21 protein-coding genes and 5 pseudogenes are annotated in these 18942 nt (G+C 67.4%); all 26 read left to right on the forward strand.

Annotated features, from left to right (window positions below; all coding sequences use genetic code 11):
• Positions 1–26 precede the first annotated feature (26 nt).
• Positions 27–206 carry a hypothetical protein gene (locus LRS04_RS26355; RefSeq protein ID WP_257819400.1) on the forward strand — a complete coding sequence of 60 codons (180 nt, stop codon included), beginning with the start codon at positions 27–29 and terminating at the stop codon, positions 204–206.
• Positions 145–366: pseudogene (locus LRS04_RS26360) on the forward strand (hypothetical protein); the annotation flags it as partial. The gene LRS04_RS26355 and the pseudogene LRS04_RS26360, both read left to right, overlap by 62 nt.
• A 9-nt stretch (positions 367–375) precedes the next feature.
• Positions 376–807, forward strand: a pseudogene (gene cueR, locus LRS04_RS26365) (Cu(I)-responsive transcriptional regulator).
• Positions 808–1191: 384 nt separating this feature from the next.
• Entirely contained in the window at positions 1192–1806 is a 615-nt protein-coding gene (locus LRS04_RS26370) for a TrbC/VirB2 family protein (RefSeq protein WP_257819401.1), read from the forward strand.
• A gap of 53 nt (positions 1807–1859) precedes the next feature.
• Positions 1860–4329 (forward strand): annotated as a pseudogene (gene trbE, locus LRS04_RS28635) (conjugal transfer protein TrbE).
• A 42-nt stretch (positions 4330–4371) separates the two neighbouring features.
• Positions 4372–4668 carry a hypothetical protein gene (locus LRS04_RS26390; RefSeq protein WP_257819281.1) on the forward strand — a complete coding sequence of 99 codons (297 nt, stop codon included), beginning with the start codon at positions 4372–4374 and terminating at the stop codon, positions 4666–4668.
• A gap of 51 nt (positions 4669–4719) precedes the next feature.
• On the forward strand, positions 4720–5310 hold the full coding sequence (locus LRS04_RS26395; RefSeq protein WP_257819405.1) for a hypothetical protein: 591 nt from the start codon (positions 4720–4722) through the stop codon (positions 5308–5310).
• 473 nt (positions 5311–5783) lie between these two features.
• Positions 5784–5861 (forward strand): annotated as a pseudogene (locus LRS04_RS28640) (hypothetical protein); the annotation flags it as partial.
• Positions 5862–5919: 58 nt separating this feature from the next.
• Positions 5920–6789 carry a type IV secretion system protein gene (locus LRS04_RS26400; RefSeq protein ID WP_257819406.1) on the forward strand — a complete coding sequence of 290 codons (870 nt, stop codon included), beginning with the start codon at positions 5920–5922 and terminating at the stop codon, positions 6787–6789.
• A 149-nt stretch (positions 6790–6938) separates the two neighbouring features.
• Complete coding sequence (trbF, locus tag LRS04_RS26405; RefSeq protein WP_257819284.1) at positions 6939–7622, forward strand: conjugal transfer protein TrbF; 684 nt, start codon at positions 6939–6941, stop codon at positions 7620–7622.
• A 26-nt stretch (positions 7623–7648) separates the two neighbouring features.
• Positions 7649–8365 (forward strand): annotated as a pseudogene (locus LRS04_RS26410) (TrbG/VirB9 family P-type conjugative transfer protein); the annotation flags it as partial.
• A gap of 94 nt (positions 8366–8459) precedes the next feature.
• Positions 8460–8615 (forward strand): TrbG/VirB9 family P-type conjugative transfer protein, encoded by a 156-nt coding sequence (locus LRS04_RS26415; RefSeq protein ID WP_257819426.1) that lies wholly within the window; start codon positions 8460–8462, stop codon positions 8613–8615.
• A gap of 552 nt (positions 8616–9167) precedes the next feature.
• A complete protein-coding gene (locus LRS04_RS26420) occupies positions 9168–9833 on the forward strand; it encodes a TrbI/VirB10 family protein (protein WP_257819407.1) in 666 nt (221 codons plus the stop codon).
• 6 nt (positions 9834–9839) lie between these two features.
• Complete coding sequence (locus tag LRS04_RS26425; protein WP_257819408.1) at positions 9840–10190, forward strand: hypothetical protein; 351 nt, start codon at positions 9840–9842, stop codon at positions 10188–10190.
• Positions 10187–10432: a DUF2274 domain-containing protein gene (locus LRS04_RS26430; RefSeq protein ID WP_257819288.1), complete on the forward strand. Its 246-nt coding sequence runs from the start codon at positions 10187–10189 to the stop codon at positions 10430–10432. The genes LRS04_RS26425 and LRS04_RS26430 overlap by 4 nt, the downstream gene beginning before the upstream one ends.
• A gap of 462 nt (positions 10433–10894) precedes the next feature.
• Positions 10895–11425, forward strand: a complete 531-nt coding sequence (locus LRS04_RS26435) for a hypothetical protein (protein ID WP_257819289.1) — start codon at positions 10895–10897, stop codon at positions 11423–11425.
• 639 nt (positions 11426–12064) lie between these two features.
• Positions 12065–12289: a hypothetical protein gene (locus LRS04_RS26440; RefSeq protein ID WP_257819409.1), complete on the forward strand. Its 225-nt coding sequence runs from the start codon at positions 12065–12067 to the stop codon at positions 12287–12289.
• Positions 12286–12957: a thermonuclease family protein gene (locus tag LRS04_RS26445; protein WP_257819410.1), complete on the forward strand. Its 672-nt coding sequence runs from the start codon at positions 12286–12288 to the stop codon at positions 12955–12957. The genes LRS04_RS26440 and LRS04_RS26445 overlap by 4 nt, the downstream gene beginning before the upstream one ends.
• 323 nt (positions 12958–13280) lie before the next feature.
• Positions 13281–13979 carry a hypothetical protein gene (locus tag LRS04_RS26450; RefSeq protein WP_257819411.1) on the forward strand — a complete coding sequence of 233 codons (699 nt, stop codon included), beginning with the start codon at positions 13281–13283 and terminating at the stop codon, positions 13977–13979.
• A 171-nt stretch (positions 13980–14150) separates the two neighbouring features.
• Positions 14151–14648, forward strand: coding sequence for a DUF6602 domain-containing protein (locus tag LRS04_RS26455; RefSeq protein ID WP_257819412.1), 498 nt, complete (start codon positions 14151–14153; stop codon positions 14646–14648).
• A gap of 930 nt (positions 14649–15578) precedes the next feature.
• Positions 15579–15710, forward strand: coding sequence for a hypothetical protein (locus LRS04_RS26460; protein ID WP_257819413.1), 132 nt, complete (start codon positions 15579–15581; stop codon positions 15708–15710).
• Positions 15707–16321 (forward strand): hypothetical protein, encoded by a 615-nt coding sequence (locus LRS04_RS26465; RefSeq protein WP_257819415.1) that lies wholly within the window; start codon positions 15707–15709, stop codon positions 16319–16321. The genes LRS04_RS26460 and LRS04_RS26465 overlap by 4 nt, the downstream gene beginning before the upstream one ends.
• On the forward strand, positions 16306–16479 hold the full coding sequence (locus LRS04_RS26470) for a hypothetical protein (RefSeq protein WP_257819416.1): 174 nt from the start codon (positions 16306–16308) through the stop codon (positions 16477–16479). Before LRS04_RS26465 ends, LRS04_RS26470 begins: the two co-directional genes overlap by 16 nt.
• Before the next feature lie 83 nt (positions 16480–16562).
• Positions 16563–17726, forward strand: coding sequence for a ParB N-terminal domain-containing protein (locus LRS04_RS26475; protein ID WP_257819417.1), 1164 nt, complete (start codon positions 16563–16565; stop codon positions 17724–17726).
• Positions 17653–18027, forward strand: coding sequence for a hypothetical protein (locus LRS04_RS26480; protein WP_257819418.1), 375 nt, complete (start codon positions 17653–17655; stop codon positions 18025–18027). Before LRS04_RS26475 ends, LRS04_RS26480 begins: the two co-directional genes overlap by 74 nt.
• Positions 18017–18505 carry a hypothetical protein gene (locus LRS04_RS26485; protein WP_257819419.1) on the forward strand — a complete coding sequence of 163 codons (489 nt, stop codon included), beginning with the start codon at positions 18017–18019 and terminating at the stop codon, positions 18503–18505. Before LRS04_RS26480 ends, LRS04_RS26485 begins: the two co-directional genes overlap by 11 nt.
• The last annotated feature ends 437 nt before the right edge of the window (positions 18506–18942 follow it).

Consider the following 18942-nt stretch of genomic DNA (forward strand, 5'->3'; position numbering starts at 1 on the left):
ATACTACAGGAGCGCGAGCCACAAAGGTGCGGTGGAAGCAGGTCGTTCTCCATCCGACGCGGGCGGTCCCGCTGGCGTTCCTGGCGGCGATCCTCGCCGGGACGGTGCTGCTGATGCTGCCGTTGGCGACCGCCGCGTCTGGCGGCGATCACCCTGAGCCGGGCGGTCCTACGCAACATCCGCGAGAACCTCGTCTGGGCGTTTGACTACAACATCGTGCTGATCCCGGTCGCGGCGGGGCTGCTCTATCCGGTGTTCGGCCTTCTGCTGTCGCCGATGATCGCCGCAGGCGCCATGGCGCTGTCCAGCGTCAGCGTGCTCACCAACGCTCTTCGCCTGCGGCGCTTCCGCGCCGCGGCGGTCTAGGAGGCTTCCATGAACATCGGTCAGGCGTCGAAGGCCTCAGGCGTCACCACCAAGATGATCCGTTACTACGACGAGATCGGTCTGGTTCAGCCGGCGAGCCGGACGGATGCCAACTACCGGGAGTACGGCGAGCGGCAGATCAACGAGCTGCGGTTCAAAGCGCGCCCGCAGCCTGGGCTTTTCGATGGAAGAGATCACCCAGCTCCTGTCCCGTGGCGCGACCGAGGCCGCCCGAGCCGCGAGGTCAAGGTCATCGCCGATCAGCACGTGGCCGATCTCGACGCGCGCATCGCCGAGATGCAGGCGATGGCCGACACCTGCGGCACCTCTCCCACTGCTGCGCGGGCGACGATCGGCCCGACTGCCCGAGTCCTGACGGATCTGACCGGAGGCAAGGAGCCTAGGCCTGCGCCTGCCAAGCGTGCGCTTCGCCGTCACTAGCGAAGGGATTTGCAACGCACGCATGCGAGGGTCGCGTGCTTCACCTTGAAGTCCCGCAAGAGCGTCGCGCCCCCTAGTGGCCAAGGCGGCTTCTGCGCCATAGGCGCGAATCAACAGCCCACAGAACTCGGGCGTTTGCCCCAAAGTCGCCCCTTCTCGGGCCGAAACCTTACCGGCTTTCGGGGGAAATGCGCGCGCATGCCTGCTTGAATCAGGCTGCTCAAGTGCGACTAGAAGCTCGCCCAATAGGCGCGTAGCTTTACTATAGAAAAAGAACGAATCGCACTTTTTTATCCAATAATGCCCTTGACCTCGCCCTATCCGCGACCTCAGGGTTGTGATGCCCGGTGAAGGCGGGCGGACGCAATCAAGGGGTCAGCTGTGATGAAAAATGCCGGTTCAAGCCAAGTTCGGGGGCGTGCATCGACCGCCCTGGCCCTCGTCGCCGGCGCAGCCTTCTTCCTCGCGGTTAGCCCGGCGTGGGCCGCCGGCGCCGGCACCGCCATGCCGTGGGAAGGTCCGCTCGACACGATCATGCAGTCCCTGTCGGGGCCCGTCGCCAAGGCGGTCGGCATCATCGCCATCGTCCTGACAGGGCTCGGCTTCGCCTTTGCGGAAGGCGGCTCGGCCATGCGCAAGGGGATCGGCATCGTCTTCGGTCTGGCGATCGCTTTCACCGCCACGACCTTCATCTCGACCTTCTTCAACATGACCGCCGGGGCGCGTTCTGAGATGGCCCGGTCCGACGTCGAAGGCTTCGAGATCGCCTTTCACAGCTCGCTGTCGGAGCCGGTGACCATCGCGGGCGTGCCCCGGATGATCGCGGTGCTCAACGGGACGCTGACAGCCGTCCTGGCGCTGGGCCTGCAGGTCCCCTTGATCGGCATCCCGGTCGGCTTGGCCATCCATGGGGCCTGCTACTGGCTGAACAAGCGCGATCCCTACTTCTTCGACGCGCTCGGCCGACACATTCGCCAGAAGCCCTACCTGGACGCCTGACGTGCGCGCGCGGCTTCACCCTTCCCCCTTTTCCGGTCTCATAGAGGTCCGCCGTGCTGTATTTGCGTGAGTACCGGCCGAGGGCTGATCGCCTGTTCGATCATCTCCCCTGGGTCGCCCTGATCGGGCCCGGCCTGGTGCTCAATAAGGACGGCAGCTTTCAAAAGACCCTGGCGTTTCGGGGCCCGGACCTGGCCAGCGCCACAGACGCAGGCTTGGTCGCCACCCGCGCCCAGTTGAACAACGCGCTTCGGCGGCTCGGTTCACGCTGGTGCTTACACATCGAGGCCGTCCGATCCCCGTCGCAGACCTACCCCACGAGCCAATTTCCCGACCCGGTCTCGGACCTTGTCGATGAGGAACGCCGCGAGGGCTTCGAGGCGCAGGAGCGTCACTTCGAGAGCCGCTACTTCCTCACTTTCACCTATCTGCCGCCCGAGGAGGCGATCTCGACGGCTGAAAGCCTTCTGCTCGAAAACGCCCCGTCGGGTCGCGGCGCCGAGGGCATGTACCGGGCCGCCCTGAGCGACTTTCTGAGCACCGTCCACCAGATCGCCGACATCCTGACCGCGATCATGCCCGAGGTCAGCGAACTGACCGACGACGAGACCCTCACCTATCTGCATAGCTGCATCTCGACGAAGCGGCACCCGGTCGCCACGCCCGAGACGCCGGCTTATCTCGACGCCTTCCTGACCGACGACGATTTCCAGGGCGGCCTGCTGCCCCGGCTCGGTGGGCAATACCTGCGCACCATTTCGGTGAGGGCCCTACCCGACCTCGTGTCCCGGCCTGCTCGACCGGCTCAATGAGCTGGGCATTAGCTATCGCTGGGTCTGCCGGTATCTGCCGCTGGACAAGGAAGATGCTCGCAAGGCGGTGACCACGGTCCGAAAGCGCTGGTTCGCCAAGCGCAAGGGCGTGATGGCGCTCCTGAAGGAGGCCATCACCCGCGAGCCCTCGCTCCTGGAGGATCCGGACGCGGCGGCCAAGGCAGTCGACGCCGATGCAGCCCTGGCGATCCTGGGCGGCGACTACGCCTCCATCGGCTACTTCACGCCGACCGTCACCCTGATGGACGCCGATCCCGACCGACTCGCCAACCGGGTCCGCGAGGTCGAGGGCGCCATCAATCGGGCGGGCTTCGTCTGCAAGGTCGAAGACGTCAATGCCGTTGAGGCGTGGATCGGCAGCCTCCCCGGCCAGGCCTATGCCGACCTGCGGCGGCCATTGGTGTCGTCGCTGAACCTTTGCGACATGATGCCGATGTCGGCCATCTGGCCCGGTCCGACCATCAACGCCCACCTGTCGGCGGAGTGTCAGAAGCGCGGTTACCCTGGGCTTCAGCCGGCGCTGCTGGTCACCCGCCTGGCCGGCACCACGCCCTTTCGGTTTGACCTGCACCAGGGCGATGTCGGCCACACGATGATCGTCGGGCCGACCGGGGCCGGGAAATCGGTCCTGCTCAACACCCTGGCCATGCAGTGGCTGCGCTACCCTGAGGCTCAGGTCTTCTATTTCGACAAGGGCGCGAGCTCGCGGGCCTCGACGCTGTTGGTCGACGGGCAATTCTATGTGCTCGGCGGCGACCAGAGCGAGCTGGCCTTCCAGCCGCTCGCGGCGATCGACGCCCCAGATGACCGGGCCTGGGCGCAGGAATGGGTGCAGGACATCGTCGCCGCCGAAGGCGTGCCGATCACCCCGCCGGTCAAGGACGAGATCTGGAGTGGCCTGCGCAATCTCGCCGAAGGGCCGCGGGACCAGCGCACCTCACCCTCCTGGCCGCAACCATCCAGGATCAGGCCGTCAAGGCGGCGCTCGCCCCCTACACGCTGAGCGGCCCTTACGGCCATCTGCTCGACGCCAGTCAGAACGCCCTGAAGCCGGCCGCCTGGCAGACCTTCGAGATGGCCGAACTGATGGCCAGCAAGTCGGCGCTGGCCCCGGTGCTCACCTACATCTTCCGCAGTCTCGAGCGGCGCTTCGATGGCCGGCCGACGTTGTTGGTGCTCGATGAGGCTTGGCTGTTTCTCGACCAGGGCCTTCGCGGCCAAGATCCGCGAATGGCTCAAGACCCTGCGGAAGTTCAATGTCGCCGTGGTGTTCGCCACCCAGAGCCTGGCGGACGTCGCGCGCTCGTCGATCGCGCCAGCGCTGATCGAGAGCTGCCCGACCCGCATCTTCCTGCCCAATCCCGACGCCCAGACGCCGCAGATCGCCGCGCTCTATCAGGACTTCGGCTTGAACCCGCAGCAGGTGCGGATCATCGCCACCGCCACCCCCAAGCGCGAATACTACTACCAGTCCACGTCCGGGAACCGGCTCTTCGAGCTGGGCTTGGGTGGTTTGTCCCTCGCGGCCGTGGGTTCGTCCTCGCCCGGCGATCAACAACTCATCAGCCAGCTTCTCGCCGACCATGATCGTGGGGAATTTGCCGAGCGGTTCTTCGCCGCCAAAGGCCAGGCCGACGTCGCCCGCTATCTCGGCGACCAGCGGCGCGCCGCCTTCCCGAGGGTGGCGTGATGGGGGGCGCTCGATGTGTCCTTTGCAGCTTCTCGTCCGGCTATGAGCCCGCGCGACTTCGCGCGTCTGGCTTGGCTGAACCGTCACCTTCCGGGCGTTTGGACCTCCACCCGCCGTCGCCGTCGAATCCTGTTCCTGGCCTTGGCCGCGCCCGGCTTCCTCGCGGTCTTCGGCACCACCTACCACCACAACTTCTTCGTCATGCTGGCGGGCTTTGCGTTGTTCGGCGCCGCCGTCGCCTTTCGCGCGGTCTCTGAACCCCTGTTCGTCCAGGCGGCCAGCGACGACCTGCTCCCATCTCCCCACTCCGCCAGTCACAAGGACTCTCCAGATGCGTAAGCAGCTTTGGCCGGGGCGGCGATCGTCGCGATGTCCCTGGGGCTGGGGCCCATGCCGCCACAATCGGCAGCCGCTCAGCAGATCGTTTTCGATCCGCGCGCTGTGGCGCAGGCGATCCAGCAAGTGCGACAGGGCGTGGCCCAGATCCAGCAGTTGCAGGCGCAAGTCACCAACCAGATGGCGATGCTGCAAAGGCTGGGGACGGACGTCACCCAGCCGTTGGCCCAGATCAACGCACAGGCGACCCAGCTCATGCAGCAGGCCCAGGCGATCGGCTACAACAGCCAGAATATCGCCGGGCAGTTTCAGCAGTTCTATCCGGCCAGCATGTCCGGTCAGAGTTTCGCTCAGATCCAGCAGCGGCTGGCGAGCTGGGAGGCCAACAGCCGGTTGACCCCTTCAGGACTCGATGGCCGTGCAGAACCAGCTGGTGAGATCCCAGGGGACGACAGCCGGCGCGGTGAACAGCGCAGTGTCCGCATCTCAAGGGGCTGCTGGGCAGACAGCGGCGATCCAGGCGACCAATCAGCTGCTCGCTGCGCTGAGCAGTCAGCTCCAAGGCCTGCAGACAATTCTGATCGCGCAAGCGCGAACGCAGGAAACGATCCTGGCGCAGCAGCAGGCGGGGGCCATCGCAGCTAGGGCCGAGACGGAGCGGGCGACCGCCTACACAAGACCGGCAGCCGGCTGCCTAATATCTCGGACTTCCAATGATGCGGTCGTTATTCGCCATCAGCTGCCTCGTCGCAATTGGCCTCGCCGGCTGCGGAAAACCCGCCTCAGAGCAGAGCCAGACAGACCCTCCGGCCAAGGTGAAACCGTGTCCGGACGTAAACAACCGTGACCGCAACGATCCCTGCTCACCGCTGTACTTCAAAAAGAAGGGCAGCAGCCTTCCCGACAAAGACAGCCTCTAGGCTGGCAGTGCGCCGAGGATTCCCGTGGCGACCGCAGATCCCGCTGCTCTTGATCAATTCATCAGTGCGTTCACTGGCCAAGTTGGCAGTGGGTTCGGTGCTATCGCCGGCCCCGTGCAGGGCGTACTCGCGACGCTGGTCGTCATCAGCATCACGATATCGGCCATTCTCTGGGCGATCGATGAGACCCAGAACATCATGGCTGCCCTCGTCAGGAAGATCCTCCTGATCGGGTTTTTCGCTTGGCTCGTCACAAACTGGCACTCCCTCACACTTACCGTCATCAACGGCTTTGCGAAGCTGGGCCTTCAGGCGAGCGGCGGCGGATCGATTGGTGATTTCACGCGGGCCCCGACCAAGGCGGTCGAAGCAGGGCTCTCCAGTCGTAATCGACCTCATCAAGCACATTGGCGACCTCGCCCAGCAGAACGCCGGCTTCGGTGCGCTCATGCACATCGACATGATCATCGTCGCGGCGGTTGCCGCGATCGGCATCCTCTTAGCCTTCATCATCCTGGCGATCGAGATCGCTGTCACGATCATCGAGTTCTACATAGTCACCCTGATCGCCTTCGTCGTGGTCCCGTTTGGAGTGCTTTCGCAGACCTCCTTCTTGGCTGAGAAGGCCATCGGGTACGTCGTTTCTGTGGGGTTCAAGTTCATGGCCCTCGCGGTGATCGCGGGGGTCGGGATCAACATCTTTGAGACCTATACCCTGTCGCCCCAGCCGACGGTGGCGGAGGAAGCCGGCCTCCTTTTGTCGGCGATTTTTCTCATGATGCTTTCGCTGAAGGTGCCGGCAATTGCAGGCGCGATGATCTCCGGCGGACCGCAACTGAACACGGGTGGCGCCTTATGGGTGCGGCAGGCGTCGCCGCTGGCGCGGCCGGTGTGGGTCTCGCTGCCCGCGCTGCCGGTGGCGCTGTGGCGGGTGGCTGGGCCGCTGGAGGCGAGAAGATCGCCGCCGCCCGCGCAGCCTCGGGAAGCCTCAATTCCGGCGGGTCTCGTCCGACCGGCGGCTCAGGCAGCGCCATGGCGGCCGACTTCGCCAGAGCTCCAGTCTCGACCATGGCGGCCGAGGGACGCGCCGCCGGGAGCCGTCTGTTCTCATCTCGCAACGCGTCTGACGGCGAGGCACCTCCCCACCCCCTCCGCCGCCGCAGGCGTCTCCATCCTCCGGATCGTCCGTCGTGTCGCGGGCTGAGGCGCGCCGGGGGGCGGGCTTTCGGGTGTGGCTCGGGACAGCGCCGCCGCGGCGACCGCCGGCGGTGACGGTAGTGGCCCTGGCCTCAGCGCCACCCCGACCCGCCGCGATGACGATCCCGAAGAGTGAGCCCAGTCGAGAGTGCGCCGATGAACCCCTTCAAACGACCCAATGATCGCTATGGCAGCTCCGCGCCGGTCGAGAGCCCGTACTTGCGCGCCTCGCGGGAGTGGGACACGCGGATCGGCTCGGCCGTGGTGCAGGCCAAGAATTGGCGGATGGCGGCCTTTGGTGGGCTTGGCCTCGCGGCGCTGGCGCTCGGCGGTTTCATCTATGAGGCCAACAACACCAACATCGCCACCTATGTCGTGCCAATCGACCGCTACGCTCGGCCCGGTCGCATCGAGATGGCCGGCCGGACCTATGAGCCCACGACGGCCGAGACCGGCTACTTCCTCGCGGACTGGGTCCGGCGGACCCGCTCGAAGAGCATCGACCCCATCGTCATCCGGGACAACTGGACGGCGGCCTATCACTTCGTCTCCGGCCCTGCGATCGGACAGCTGAACGCCTTCGCCAAGGCCAACGACCCCTTCGCCAACGCCGGAACCCAGGCGGTGAACGTCGAGATCGTGTCGGTCCTGCCGCGCAGCGCGCACACCTACCAGGTCCAATGGCGCGAGACGCAGTTCAACGCCGGGACCTCCGGCGTGACGGAGGCCTGGACCGGCCTGTTCACGACCAAGGTCGTGGCGCCGAAGAACGAGGCCGAGCTGAGGGCCAACCCGCTGGGGATCTACATCACCGAGTTTCAATGGAGTCGTGAGCTATGAGCGCCTTGTCCCCTAGACGGCTTTCCATGGGCGCTGCGGCCGGCTTGTTGGTGTTGCTGGCGGCGTCCGCGAGCCCGTCGGCGGCGCAGACCATCGCCCCCCGCTCGGGGACGACAGCGCCTGCCCGGCCCGTGGCTCAAGCGCCGGTCACCCTCGCCGAGTGGGCGCCCTCATCGACCGCCCGGCCGGCCCCGCAACGTCGGTCGCCGCCCCGCACCTATGCGCGGCCAACAGCCCTGACGACGGTCCAGTCGGCCAACAGCAGCGCGCGCGATTACCCGAGGGCAGGCTCCTATGTGAACGCCGCGCTCTACTACGACTTCGAACCGGGCCGGCTCTACACGGTCAACACCAGCCCGCGATTCCTGACCGCGATCTCGCTGCGCCCGGGGGAAAAGCTCGTTTCCAAAGCGGCGGGCGACACCGTCCGTTGGGTGCTCGGGGAGACCGTTCAGGGATCCGGCGCGACCCAACAGGTCATCGTGATGGTCAAGCCGATCCGCGGGTCCTTGCGCACCAACATCATCCTGACGACCGATCAGCGGACCTATCTGCTCGAGGCCGTCAGTCACGAGGGCGATACCTACACCAGCGTCGTCGCCTGGAACTATCCGCAAGACGAAGCCCGCGAGGCGCAGGCCGCCCAGGCGGCAGAGAGCCGAGGGATCGCCGCGTCGGGCTTGGCCGTGGATTCCCTGCACTTCGGCTACCGCATCAAGGCCAGTGGTCTTCGGGCCCCGCGCTGGCAGCCGGTTCGCGTCTTCGACGATGGCCTGAAGACCTACATCCAGTTTCCGCGCGACATGGCCACGACCGAGGGCGCCGCCGCTCTTCCTGATCGGCCCCGACAAGCAGGCCCAGCTCGTCAACTACCGCTACCTCGGCGGCTACTATGTCGTGGACCGGCTGATCGACGTCGCCGAGCTGAGGCTTGGCGAGCGCAAGCAGACCGTCGTGCGCATCACCCGCACCGGCGAACGGGGTGGATCGTGACCCAGCTTCCGCCTGATCCGGCCTTGGCGCCGCAGCCGCGCAAGGCGGCGCCGGAGAGTGTCCTCGCCGCCCCCCGCAACCCGGTGACGCGCTGGAACCGCAAGTACCTGATCGCCAGCGCCACGGGGCTCGCCGGGATCGTCGCCCTGGGGTTCTATCTTGGCTTTGGCGGCGCCCATGCGCCCCAGGCGCGACCGGAAGCGCTGTCCGACGCCGCCGATACCGGCCAGGTTCAGACGCCCGCTATCTCCACCAAATATGCGGCGGGCTACGCCGATCCGGCGCTGCAGGCTCAGGCCCTGCCCGGGACCGCCGCCCTGCCGCCGCCGGAAGGCGCGCCGGGCTCTTTGCCGGCGGGGACGACGCCGCCACCTACGCCGCCTGGCCAGGTCGATCCTGCTGTCCAGGCCGCGCGAGAACAGGCGCTTGCCGCGCGGTCCTCCAGCCCCTTCTTCGGTGCACCGCCGCCGGCGCCCGGCTGGCGATCTTGCCGCGCTCGCTGGCCCGATCGCGACGTCCGCTGCGGCCGCGGGAGAGCCGGCGGTCGCCGAGGTGCAGCCCGCCAACGGCCAGGCGGCGAAACGCCAATTCGCCGCCAACGCCCGGACGGACGACTACCTGACCAATCCACTGCAGCCGGCGCTCAGCCCCTGGGAAGTGAAGGCCGGCAGCATCATCTCGGCCGCCCTCGTGACGGCGATCAACTCCGATCTACCTGGCCAGGTGATCGCCCAGGTCACCGAGCCGGTCTACGACCACAAGACCGGGCGGACCGTGCTGATCCCGCAGGGGTCGAGGCTCATCGGGCAATACGACAGCCAGATCGCCTACGGTCAGAACCGGGCCCTGATCGCCTGGAACCGGATCATCATGCCCGACGGCCGCTCGATCAACATCGGGTCGATGGCGGGCGCGGACCTGTCCGGTGCGGCGGGGGTTCAGGACAAGACCGACGGCCACTTTGGCCAGCTGGCCCGTGGGGTGATCCTCTCGACCCTGTTCAGCGTCGGGGCGGCCGCCGCCCAGGACGCCAGCAGCCGCAGCTCCGGGGCCATCGTCGTCAACTCGGCCGGCAGCGGCGTTTCCAACGCCGCCCAGCAGGTTGGCCAGCAGATCACCGGCCGCGATCTCAATCGTCAGCCCACCTTGCGCGTGCGCGCCGGCTGGCCGGTCCGCGTGCTCGTCAGCAAGGACATGATCCTCGCCCCGTACCCGTAAGCATGAGTGTTTCGCGTGACCCCATCTGCAGAAAAACTCGGCCTCTTCCTGCCGGAAGGCCTCCACAAGGCGATGCTCAAAACGGCCGAGCGCCTGAACACCCGCAAGAACCCACGGGGCAGTGTTCGGCTGATCTACGAACGCGCCTTCCGCGAGCTGGTCGAGGCGCTCGACGGCGGCGAGGTGGTGACCTTCCCGGCCGTGCGCGGCGCTAAGGACCGCGTCTCGGTGCGGTTGTCCAAGCCCCCTGTGCGTGCGGATCCGGCGACAGACCGATGCCCTCAACCTCAAGCTCACGGACTTCGCTTTCACAGCGATCGACCGCTTCCTCCAGGCCACTCGAGGAAACGCCCATGACGCGCCCCGCCAAGACCGCCCTCGCCCTGGGCAAGATCGATCTCGAGGAGAAGACGACCGATCTGCGCTTGAAGCTGAAGGGCAAGCTCGCCGTGGACCTGGCCGACTATCAGCGGGCCTTCGCCCAAGCCAATGACCAGACCCTCGAGCTCGAGCAGCTGGTGCCCCACATCCTCGCGGCCTTCATCGATGCGGACAAAGGCTTCCAGGCTTGGCGCAAGGCGCAGCCTGCCACGTCGTAACCGCGCCTCGTCCGGACCTTCGCTAGGGGTGGCGTGGTTGGGTGCGCGCAACCACAATCCCTAGCAAGCTGAGTCGCAGCTTGGCGGACCTCGTTTCCCGAACGACGTCAACCGCCCGAATCGGCCCTTTTTGCCCAAAAGGGTGCAATTCCAAGCCTTCAGGATTCGTCAGACTCACTGAACGCTACCGTCGACTGAGTCGCGTCGCGGACCCTCCGCGCGCGCTCGGTCGCCCCAGAGGACTTCATCTTGACCTAGACGAGACCCCTAAACGGCGAGAGCCCCCGTTGGCGCGGGAGGCTCTCGGAAATCGCAGGCGCCGTGTGGTAGCGGCTTGATTTGATCGAGTAAGCCTAAGCGGCGCATTTTGCGTCGTCAAGGCCTCGAACAGAAGACCTATGGTCTTTTGCCTGCCGGTTTCGCGCCCGTGAATCGGCCTCGTCCCAGCCAGGAAGGGACGGTATGCGAACGGCCTTATCCGGCGACGACTGGCGACCAGGTTTCGCCAAGCGCGCCCCTAACTTTGACGCGGTCTGCGCGCAGGCCCGCGCCTGGCGCTGGCAGCCCGGCGTCTCCGTGGCGCGGATCGCCGCGGCGGTGCTGAAGGGCACGCCCACGCTCACCGTGCAGCAGCGGATGACGCTGTTGCTCTATGTCGAGCACCTCAACCAGGACCGGCTTGAACAGGACGTAGCAACCGTGTGGCCTGGGACCAGCCTAATCGCCGACTATCTGGGATGCACCGAGAGCAACGCCCGGGCCCACAGGCGCGCCCTGGAGGCCGCCGGCTTCATGGTGCGCGACTACACCCGCGCCAATCGGCCGGCCGGCGTCGAGGCCTATGACCTCGCCCCCTCGTGGCGCGGCTGGACGAGCTGGAGGCGGCGGATCTCGCCGTCCGCGAGGCCGCTCAGGCCCGCAGGGCCGCCTATTCCGAACCCGTCGTCTTCAATCAAAGAAATACCGCCCGGGCGCCAAGATTCACTCACCTAGAACAGTCCCATCAGAACGCCAGTTCTTCTGTACGAGGAAAGGACGCGCCTTCGGCACGACATCAATCTGGTGAGCGGCGGTCTACGTCCGCCGAGCACGGCCAGGACACGAAATCCTCGGGCAAACCTCGCAACAGCGGGCAGGCCAGCGCCATTTGCTCTCCGGAGGGAGCAAGCGGTTTCTCCAGCGCCTTTTCGGAGGGGTCCGCGCCCGCGGAAATGGTCCGCCAGGAGCTTAGGGCCGCCTTCCAGGTCTCTCCGCGCATCGCCGCGCTAGTGGGGCCTGCCTCCGTGGCCGATCCGGCCAGCGTCACGCCTGCCGACCTCGCCCGCGTGGCGGCGGCCGTCGACGAGCTGTTGCCCGAACGCGAGCGCAACAACGACCAGACCTTCGCCTGGGCCCTCAAGCGACATGGGGTCCGCGCCATCGCCATGCTGGCGATCGCCATCGAGGATCCCGACGTCCGTAGCCCCTGCAAATACTTCGGCCGGATGGCCTCATACGAGCCGAACGGGGCGCCGGACCTGCGGCTCAACTTCGCCCGCGTTCTCAAGGCCAAGGGCGACATCCCGCCGGCCGAACCGCCGCCGACCCTCATGGCGGCGCCCGGGGTCGATGATCCCATCTGGCGGAAGATTGATGAGCCGCTGCGCCGGCTGGTTCGCGAGGGCGCCTATGGGGAGCTGGTTCAGCCGCGTCGGCTTCCATGGGATCGACGACGGGGTGATGACCTTATCGACGCTGAGCCAGATCGCCGCCGACCGGATCAAGCGCGACTACGTCGATGCGATCCTGCATGCGGCCGAGGTCGCCGAGGTCTTCGTCGACCGGGTGATCGTGACCCTGCGCAAGGATCGGCGATGATCCGGCGCTTGGGCGTCATAGTCCTGGCGGCGGGTCTGGCGGCGGCCTCCCCGGCCGAGTTCACCGGGCCGGCCCGGGTCGTCGATGGTGACACCTTCAGCATCGGCGCCGAGCGGGTCCGGCTGTGGGGCGTTGATGCACCCGAGGGCCGGCAGGTCTGCCAAAACGCCAAGGGTCAGGGTTATGCCTGCGGTGACGTCGCCCGCGACCAACTCGTCGGCTTGATCGGCGGCCGGATCGTGCGCTGCGAAATCCGGGACCGTGACCCGTATGGCCGCGCCGTCTCACGCTGCCAAGCCGGCGCGACCGATCTCGGCGGGGCCATGGTTCGGGCCGGGTGGGCGGTCGACTACGCCCAGTTCAGCCGCGGCGCCTATGCGTCGACCGAGGCTGAGGCGCGCCGGGCGCGGCGCGGCCTTTGGGCCGGCCGCTTCGAGACGCCCTCGACCTGGCGGGCCGATGAGCGGCAAGCGCGACCGGCGCCGGCCGCGCCGCCTCAGGCCGGCTGCGTGATCAAGGGCAATATCAACGCCAAGGGTCGGCGGATCTTCCACGTCCCAGGTCAGGAGGACTATGCGGCCACCCGCATCGACACGGCCCGGGGCGAGCGCTGGTTCTGTTCCGCGGCGGAGGCGCAAGCCGCAGGTTGGAGCGCAGCGAAGCGCTGATACTTGAGAGTATCCTCTAGTTCCCGCTCTTGCGCCAGTTGCCGACGTTGAGATCGTGGCGAGAAGCCGACCTTCGGTCCGGCTCCGGGGATGCCTGGCCCCTATATGTAGCGGGTCGAAGATACTCGACCCCCGCATCTTGAACTCCGACTGCCGCATCCCATGTCGAGCTAGACGCCGTGTTGTGGCGGGGGTGAACATGACGACCAACTACAACCTTCCCTTGGTCGGCCCGGGGTGCCAACCCTGGCGGTCTGGCAAACGCGCTGCTGGACAACCCGCGGCCACGCAGCACTTTCCTCGGTGATCTCGCGCGCAACGCAATGCTGGAACCGCCTAAGCCGGTGACGCTGGCTGACGCACTGCTCGTCGCACGTATGCTCAACCCGCCAGCGAACCAGGCGGACCTCCACTGCGGGGGCATCCTTCGGCGCGAAGCGGTCGACACGTCGCCGACGTCGACGCTGCGACTGGTTCAGACCACGCTGTGGCCCGTCATCTCGCCCTGGGCCAACGGCCATCTCCTCAGCGTCGTCCCGAGCGGCTCCTTCTCGAAGGGCACGGCGAACGCCAGCGGGACGGACATCGACCTCTTCATTTTTCAGTCTCGTCGACTGCGGTCGAAGGCCTGCGCGAAATCTACAACACCGCTCGACCGCGCCCTTCAGACCGCCGGTTACAAGACGCGCCGGCAGAATGTGTCGATCAACATCAACGTCGCCGGCCAGTCCGTCGACCTCGTGCCCGCGAAGCGCCAGAACTGGCTTGTCGAGGATCACAGCCTCTACCGGCGCAAGGTTGACAGTTGGACGAAGACGAACGTTGCCGCCCATGCGCTTCACGTCGCACACTCCGGCCGGACCGAAGAAATCCGGATCATGAAGCTCTGGCGCGATCAGCTGGGCCTGGACTGGCCGTCCTTCTATCTGGAGCTGACGGTCATCCGCGCGTTGGGCGTCTTCTCGACGTATGGCGACCTGGCGGCGAATGTTCTCGAAGGTATTCGAATTCCTCCGCGATGAATTCCTACGGGCGCGCATCGTGGGATCCCGCCAACGGAAACAACATCATCTCCGACGATCTGACCGTCGCGGAGAAGGAGCGGATAAGCGTCGGGGGCGCGCGCGCGCAACGCACTATTGGAAGCACATCGTCGTACGACGCACTGGTCGCTCCCGACGCTCTTTGAGGGCGTGCATGAGAAGGTGCATGCCGAACTGGAGTTGGCGCGGCGGGCGTATGCCCATCCGACGACAAAGGGCGACGCCAGCGAGGACGTCTGGTTGCACCTCTTCAACACCTACCTGCCGCGGCGCTATCGCGCCGCCAAGGCGTTCATTGCGGATAGCAACAACGAGTTCAGCCTGCAGCTCGACGTCGTGATCTTCGACGAGCTCTACACGCCTCCGGTGTTCGCGATGGGCGCAGTGACGATCATCCCAGCCGAGAGCGTCTACGCTGTCTTCGAAGCTAAGCAGACGGCCAACGCCGACAACCTCAGGCAGGCGCACGAGAAGGCGGCTAGCGTGCGCAGGCTGCACCGGACCAGCGCCCCCTTCATCAATGGGAGCGCGCAAACACCGGGCAAGGTACCCCCAGCCGATCTGGCGGGACCGCCAACGCTCGAGAGCGACTGGGAAGCCGGAGTTTGGAGAGCCGTTGAAGAATCTTCTTCTCGCAGCTGGCGCTGACAGCAGCCTGGACATGGGCTGCTTTGCTTCGAACGGCTTTTTCGTGCGCGACGGCGACGCCATCCTGATTAATGACAAGAGCACGGCAGCGACGGCGTTCCTATTCGAGCTCATCGCTCGGCTTCAGGCCCTCGGGACAGTGCCGGCACGATGCGCGGGCTTACGCGCGATGGCTCACGTAGGGCCAGGGGCGGCCTTTATGCCGAGGCTGGCCCGCGGGGTTCCGCAGCGCCATCAGGCTGTCGGTCCGTCGAGAGCGTGATGGGTCCGAAGTAGCCGAAGTCGTCACGGCACATGGCGATGGCGCGTGCGACGTCGCGATAGGACGCGGGGCTCGTCCGGACTCGAACATGGCCAGGCGGTGCTCGCCCGAGCGGCCGGCCAGGCGCAGCCAGACGCTCCACTCGCCGGTTCCTCGATCCTGTGAGCCGGACTTCCCTGATCGAGCCGCCGCGCTCCAGGAACCAATGACGTTGCGGGCGCGGATCGGGAAGTCGGGGTTGGTCGCGATGACCCAGGGCCTCTTCGCTGCGCGCGTCGATCTCTGTCTCGCGGTCAGCCATCGTCTGCTGCGGCAAAGCCTGCTCCCCTTGAATCGTGCTTAACTTGTCACAAAAGCACTGTTGTGTCGCGGGCCGCTTGGTCGCCAGCCGCAAAGCCCGCCCGGTTTTGCCGGGCAGACGTCGTAATTTTGAACGTCTTCGTTGAGACCTGTGCAGTGGGCCAACATCGGCGTGTGGGTTTGGCGTGCGCGAGGATGGGGGAGCGCCCCCCTGAGTCGCAAAGGTGAGCCTTGAGCGCCTACCCCCTCAGCGGGGCGGTCCCCGCAACGCCCCCTGTCAGCGTTGTGGGCCGACCCGCGGTGCGGCCGTAGGGTTGGAGAAAGGGCGCATCGAGGCGACCCCTTGAGGGCCAAAGGAGGTTCGACCCATGTCCTTGAAACCCATCGTCCAGGCCCTGGGCGGCGATCTCTATGATCGCGGCCTGCGGGCGAATATCCCGGCCCCTGGCCATAGCGCCGCCGACCGTTCGGTCTCGCTGCTGCTGCGGGAGGGCGGGTGATCGTCCACACCTTCGGTGATGGCGACTGGAAGGACGTGCTCGACCACCTGCGCGGCGAGGGCCTGGTCGATGCGCAGAATGCGCCGACCAGTCTTGCCCAATCCCGCCGGGTGCAGCCGCCGCCGCGACCGGACTCGAGCGGCGCCAGGCCGCCTTGCGGATCTGGGAGGCCGGCCGGCCGCTGGCGGGCACTTTGTCGGCGCGCCACTGCGCTCAGCGCGGCGTCAGTCGGCCCCTCACCCGGCCCGGATGTGCTGCGCCACGGCGGCCAGACGCCCGTCTCGGCCTATGCGGAGAGCCGGCATCACCGTCCCGCCCTGCTGGCGGCGATCAGCGACAAGGACGGGCGCCTTCACCGCCGTCGAGGTCACCTATCTGGCCCCGAACGCCCGCCGCGCGATCGACCTGCGCCTGAGCGCAAGACCGTGGGGCCGTCGCCGGCCAGCTGCGCGGTCCGGATCGATGCGGCCGCGCCGCAGATGCTCGTCGGCGAGGGCCTGTTCACGACGCCCTCGGCCAGCGCGCGCTTTGGCCCGCCGGCCTGGGCGCTGATGTCGACCCGCAACCCTGCGCCGCTGGCGTCCGCACAGCGGGCGTGCGCGAGGTGCTGATCGCCGCCGATCGCGGGACGGACGGCGAGGCCTCGGCCGAGCAGCTGCGGGCGGGCCTGGCGGCGGCCGGCCTGAAGGCCCGTGGCGCTGCCGCCCGACGGGTTTGGGGATTGAACGAGGCGGAGGCCGCCGGCTTGCTTGATCCGGTCAGGGCCTGAGGGGTCAAAGAAGGGAGGAAGGGATGGGGCGGGTGCGCCCAAGGGCAGGATGTCCCTCGCCCGGGTGCTGGAGCCTGACCCCAATGACCGACACCCAGACCGTCCCGGCCGCGCCGCCGACCCCGATGACCTCCATCAAGGTCCGCCTCGGCGACCTCGGCCTCGCGCCCGAGAACGTCCGTTTCAAGGAGCCCGCGGACGACGGCGTGCCCCAGCTGGCCGAAACCATCCTGGCCGCCGGCGTGGTGATCCCGCCGATCGTGCGCCCGGGTCGCAAGGGCGAGCAGCGCTTCATGGCGCTCGACGGCCGCCGCCGGCTGGGCCTCCTGCTGCTGCGCGAGCGCGGCGACCTGACCGACGACTATGAGATCGACTGCCTGGTGGCCGAGACCAAGGCCCAGCAGGTGGCCGGCGTCATGCTGCCGGCGACCGAACACGCCCCGGTCCATATCGCCGACGCGATCACCGCGATTGGCAAGCTGCGCAAGACCAAGCTGGACACCGGGGGCCATCGCTGCCGCCCTGGGCTACGCCGAGCTGGAGATCAAGCGGCTGGAGGCCCGGCGGCCGTCCATCCCAACGTTCCGAAGGCCCTGCGGGCGGGCAAGCTGACCTTGAAGCAGGTCCGCCTGTTCGCGCGCATCGGCGACAAGAAGCAGCAGGCGGAGATCGCCCAGACCGCGCTCGACGGCTACTTCCAGGACTATCAGCTGAAGGGGCTGGTGACCCGCGGCCGGGTCACGGTCGACGACCCGCGCTTCACCCTCGTGGGCATGGACCGCTACGTCGCCGCCGGCGGCCGGGTGAGCTCGGACCTGTTTGCCGAGCTGCCCGACGCCCTCCGATCCGGAGATCCTGTCGGCGGCCTGGCGCGACCGCGTGCAGCCCATCGTGGCGCACCTGCAGGCCGAGGGCCTGGCCGTCTATCTCGGCGACGACGGCGACTTCGGGGCGCCGGAAGGCTTCTCCCGCCTGCCCTATGTCTATCTTGCCCGGACCTGACCGAGGCGCAGACCACGGCGCTGAACGAGGCCATTACCGGGTCACCCAGCTGTCCTCCGCGCTGCAGGACATCGATCCTGAGGCGGACGAGGCGCCCAGGCGTTCGGCCCCCTGGTCAGCGCCATGGCCGCCGTCGCCGGCGCTCCACTCAGCCGCTGCAAGATCGGCGCGGTGATCCTGTCGCCGGCGGGGTCCGACTACGGCATCGCGGCGAGCTTCTACTCGGTCCCGCTGCCGGCCAGTGAGCTGCCGGAGGAGATCGAGGATGAGGCGGACGAGGAGGACGAGGTCGAGGTCGGCGGCCGCTACGGCCGCGCTGTGGCCGACATCGAGGTGCCTCAGGCCGATGTCGAGGTCGAAGGCTCCAGCCACGTCCTTCACGAGACCCGCACCGATGTCGCCACGCGCGGCTTGATCCGCGACCTGGCGGATGACCCGTCCGCGGCGCTGACGGTGCTGGTGGCGCAACTGTTCAAGCAGCTGGCCCTGCACTCCTCCGGCGGCCTCGACGCCTCGGCCCTGCAGATCTCAGGGCGTGCGCTATAGCCGGGGCTCCACGCCGCCGATCGCGTCCTTGGACGGCGAGGTGAAGGCCCGTCTCGACGCCAGGCGGGCGGCCTACAAGGCCTCGGGCCTGCGGCCGATCACCTGGGTCGAGACCCTGGCGCACGGGGAGAAGATGGCCCTGCTGGCCGAACTGACCGCCATGTCCCTGAACCTGCGCGAGGCCCGCACCTCGATGATCCGCCACGCGGCCCGCGCCGAGGCCGCTGAGATCGCCGCGCTCTGCGGCGCCGACATCTCCGCCCACTGGACCCCGGACGCGGGCTATCTCGCCGTCCACTCCAAGAAGCAGCTGCTGGCGCTGCTGGACGAGATGGAGGCCGAGGATGACCGGGCCAGGACGCTGAAGAAGGACGACCTGGTCGCCTTTGTTGGCGAGGCGGCGGCCGAGCGTCAGTGGGCCCCCGGCCGCGCTGGCCTGGGATCGGCCGCTGGAGGTAGAGGCGGCGGAAGACACTGAGACCGAGGCCGATCCCGAGGAGGACGAGGCCCAGCCGGACGCCGGCGCCGTCTGTGCGCCCGAGGTGTCGATCGCCGCCTAGCGCCAGCCTGAAACGGCCCTCGTCAGGCTCTGGCGGGGGCCGCATTCATGCATGCCGGGCCGCAATCAATAATCCTGATCGACGTCGTAGGGGTCGTAGTCGCCGGCGTCGAGATAAGGGCTGTGTCGGAAAGCTCGCGCCCGACACCTTGTGTTTACAAGGCTGTCGGCAACCGGGACGATCGCTTACGCAAGGGCTTGGTTGGGCTCGAAAGGTCAGGCTCGGCCCCAGTCGTCTATTCGTCTACGGGCTCCGGGCCCGCGCCGGAGTGCGGAGCCCACGAGCGCAACCTCGCCAGCGGGGACGGTGTTCTTCACTTCCGGGTGCTGGGCCGACCGGTAGATGATCGCGTCGA

This window comes from Phenylobacterium sp. J367, from assembly GCF_024699985.1.
GTDB lineage: Bacteria > Pseudomonadota > Alphaproteobacteria > Caulobacterales > Caulobacteraceae > Phenylobacterium.